We start from the raw sequence: 3,459 nt of genomic DNA on the forward strand, positions 1-3,459 counted from the left end.
CGCTTGAAGTAGTCGCAATAGAACAGCGCCATGGAGGTGCCGTCCTTGTCGAACACTTCGAATACGCGCACATCCGGCTGATACACCGGGATGTCCTTGCGCTCCTTGAAGGTCAGCCCGTAGAGCTGGTTGGCCGCGTAGAACACACCGTTCTGCAGCACGTTGTCCAGCTCGAAGTACGGCTTGATCTGCGCTTCGTCAAGGTCGTACTTCGCCTTGCGGACCTTCTCCGCATAATGATCCCAGTCCCATGCCTGGACCTGGAAACCGCCCTTGTCCTGGTCGATCACCTGCTGGATGTCCCTGGACTCCGCGGTGGCGCGGGCGACGGCGGCCGGCACGAGACGCTCCATGAACTTCTCGGCAGCCGCCGGCGTCTTCGCCATCTGGTCGTCGAGTTTCCAGGCGGCGTAGTTCGGGAAGCCGAGCAGCTTCGCGCGGTCGGCGCGGACCTGGGCGATACGGGTAATGATCTCGCGCGTGTCGTTGGCGTCGCCGTGCTCGGCGCGCTCCCACGATGCCTTGAACAGCTTCTCGCGCGTGTCGCGGTCGTTCATGCCCTGCAGGGCCGGCTGCTGCGTGGTGTTCTGCAGCGTCACAACATATTTGCCGTCGAGCTTGCGGTCCTTCGCAGCGGCCGTCGCGGCTTCGATATCCGCGTCCGACATGCCGTCGAGCGCCTTCTTGTCGTCGACCACCAGCGCACCGGCCTTGGTCGCGGCGAGCAACACGTTGGTGAACTTGGTGCTGAGGGTGGACTCTTCCTTGTTGAGGTCCTTCAGCTTGGTCTTGTCGGCCTCGGACAGCTTGGCTCCGGCGTGCACGAAATCGTCGTAGGTCACCTGAAGCAGGCGGCCGGATTCCGGGTCGAGCTTCAGTGACGCCCGCTTCTCGTACAGGGCCTCGACCCGCTTGAAGAGCTTGTCATTGAGATAAATCGCGTCGCTATGAGCGGCGAGCTTCGGCGACTCGTCTTCGTCGACCTTCTGGAGGGTGTCGTTCGTGTTGGCACCCGTGAGTGCGCTGAACACGTTCTGGGCGCGCTTGAGCAGGACGCCCGACTTTTCCAGGGCGACGATGGTGTTGTCGAAGCTCGGTGCGTCTGCCGAATTCGCGATGGCCTCGACCTCGGCCAGCTGCTGCTTCATGCCTTCTTCGATCGCCGGCTGGAAGTCGGCATCCACGATCTTGTCGAAGGGCGGTGCCTGGAACGGCAGCTCGCTCTGGGTCAACAGCGGATTGACGTGCGCCGCCGGCGTAGCGGCAACCGCCGCCGTGGTCGCGGCCGACGCAGGCGCGGACCCTGCCGGCGCCGGTGCGACAGCCTTGTCGGCGTCATTCGACGAGGAGCAAGCAGCGGTAAGGGCGATCGAGGTGGCGATCACGAGGCTACGGACCTTCAGCATGGGCAACGAATCCCTGACGTGGGCAAAGCGGCCACTCTAGCGGCGCGAGGCCGTCAAGGACAACGGCCATCGGTCAGGGGCCTGGTCAGGGTTAGCGCGTGTCGCGCAGCTCCCAGCTCGAACCGATCAGCAGGTTCAGGCGATGCTTGACGATGCGCATGGGCAGGTTCGTCGTCAACTGCACGTCCGTACGGTCGTTCGATAGCTCACCCTTCGCCGAGGCGCTTCCGTCCGTGACGCCGAGGCCCGGATCGACCTCGTCCGGCTCGGGTTGCTTGGCGCGCCAGCGCTGGAACAGGCTGTCGCTGCGCATGGCATCGGCGATGTCGGTGGCCAGTTTTTCCGGGCCGATGCCCTCGAAGGAAAGCTCGGGGTCGGGGCCCTTGGCCTTGCTCATGTCTTTTACGGAGAGGAAATAGGTCGTCATGGGAATCTAGTTATTCCGGGGCGCGTGAATTTGCCGTCAGCCGAGCGCATCGAGGTCGAGCAAAAGCGCCGCTTCGCGCGGTGCCACGCGATGAGGAAGCACGCCCAGGCACGGCGCAGGCAGCAGATCGCGCAATGTCGCGATGTTCTCCTCGCGCAGCGGCATGTCCGATTCGATGACGTTGGCGATCCAGCCCGCGAGCCGGCAGCCATCCGCCACGATGGCCCTCGCGGTGAGGCGTGCGTGACTGATGCAGCCCAGGCGAATGCCGACCACGAGGATGACAGGCAGGTTCCAGCGGCGCGGGATGTCTTCGGTCGACATGCCTTCACCCAGCGGAACCATCCAGCCACCCACTCCTTCGACGATCACCCGGTCGTAGTCGCGGGCGAGCGCCTCGAAACCCGCGTCGAGCGGCGGCCACACGATCGGTTGCCCCGCACGCGCGGCGGCCAGGTGCGGCGCGACCGCCTCCTCGAGCGCGATGGGATTGACCCGATCGTACGGCGGCGCCGGTGAGCTCGCCGCCTGCAGGTCGAGCGCGTCCTGGTTACGCAGGCCCTCCGGGTGCCGGGCGGATCCGCTGGCGATCGGCTTCATGCCGGCCACGCGTTCACCTGTCTCGCGAAAGGCGTAGACGAGGGTCTGCGCGCCGTGGGTCTTGCCGATGCCGGTGTCGGTACCGGCCACGAAGAAGTGTCGTGACATGAGGCCTGGAGCCTTGCGGGGGCGGGGACGTGGCACCATACACGGTCCCAGATACCGAATTCACCGGATAACGTCATGTTCGAAGCCAAGGCCATCGCCACCGACGACAAAGCCACGCTGTACGCGGAGCTGGTCCAGCAAGCCCGGGGCCTGCTCGCCGGCGAACCGGACATGATCGCCAACGCGGCGAACTTCTCGGCCCTGGTGTTCGACGCCGTGCCGGACATCAACTGGGCGGGCTTCTATCTTTTCGACGGCAAGGAACTGGTGGTCGGTCCGTTCCAGGGCAAGCCGGCGTGCATCCGCATCGCGATCGGCCGCGGCGTCTGCGGCACCGCCGCGCAGACGCGCGAAACCCAGCTGATCCGGGACGTCCACGAGTTCGCCGGCCACATCGCCTGCGACGCAGCGTCCAATTCGGAGATCGTGGTGCCGCTGGTCAAGGCCGACGGCAGCCTGCTCGGCGTATGGGATGTGGACAGCCCGTCCGTCGCCCGCTTCGACGACGAAGACCGCAAGGGCATGGAAGCGCTTTGCCGTGTCTTCATGGCGACCCTGGCCTGAGCCAGGGCGTTCAAGCCGATGAGGGGCGGGTCAGAGCTCGTGCGGTCGCGGTGTTGCCAGTAGCTCCATGACACGTGCGCGGGCCTCTTCGACGCCGGTCTTGGCGCTCGAGGAAAACACCTGCGCCGTACCCGGCACGTTGGTGTCGCGGAAATGCTTGCGCATGGCATCCAGCGCTTTCTGGGCCTGGCTGCGCGAGATCTTGTCGGCCTTGGTCAGCAGCACATGGCAGGGCAGCTGGGTGTCGGCGCAGAACTGAAGCATCGTGGCATCGAATTCCTTCAGCTCATGGCGGATATCCACGATAAGCACGATGCCACGCAGGCTGCGGCGCATCTTCAGATAGGCATCGAT

At 65.1% G+C, this 3,459-nt stretch carries 4 protein-coding genes and 1 pseudogene; 1 reads left to right on the forward strand and 4 read right to left on the reverse strand.

Features of this window, described 5'->3' with window-relative positions; all coding sequences use genetic code 11:
- From AC1DT2_RS18460 to bioD, 3 genes are all read right to left on the reverse strand, one after another.
- Positions 1-1,406, reverse strand: a 1,406-nt coding sequence (locus tag AC1DT2_RS18460) for a M3 family metallopeptidase (RefSeq protein WP_477297933.1), incomplete at its 3' end; no start/stop codon positions are given.
- 91 nt (positions 1,407-1,497) lie between these two features.
- Positions 1,498-1,833, reverse strand: coding sequence for a hypothetical protein (locus AC1DT2_RS18465; protein WP_477297934.1), 336 nt, complete (start codon positions 1,831-1,833; stop codon positions 1,498-1,500).
- 36 nt (positions 1,834-1,869) lie between these two features.
- Positions 1,870-2,541, reverse strand: coding sequence for a dethiobiotin synthase (gene bioD, locus AC1DT2_RS18470; RefSeq protein WP_213949284.1), 672 nt, complete (start codon positions 2,539-2,541; stop codon positions 1,870-1,872).
- A 75-nt stretch (positions 2,542-2,616) separates the two neighbouring features.
- Between bioD and AC1DT2_RS18475 the strand changes: the two genes are divergently transcribed.
- Positions 2,617-3,105, forward strand: coding sequence for a GAF domain-containing protein (locus AC1DT2_RS18475; RefSeq protein ID WP_213949282.1), 489 nt, complete (start codon positions 2,617-2,619; stop codon positions 3,103-3,105).
- Positions 3,106-3,135: 30 nt separating this feature from the next.
- Here AC1DT2_RS18475 and AC1DT2_RS18480 read toward each other — a convergent pair.
- Positions 3,136-3,459 (reverse strand): annotated as a pseudogene (locus AC1DT2_RS18480) (YihA family ribosome biogenesis GTP-binding protein); the annotation flags it as partial.

It is taken from the genome of Luteibacter sp. P4_E6 (genome assembly GCF_056401535.1).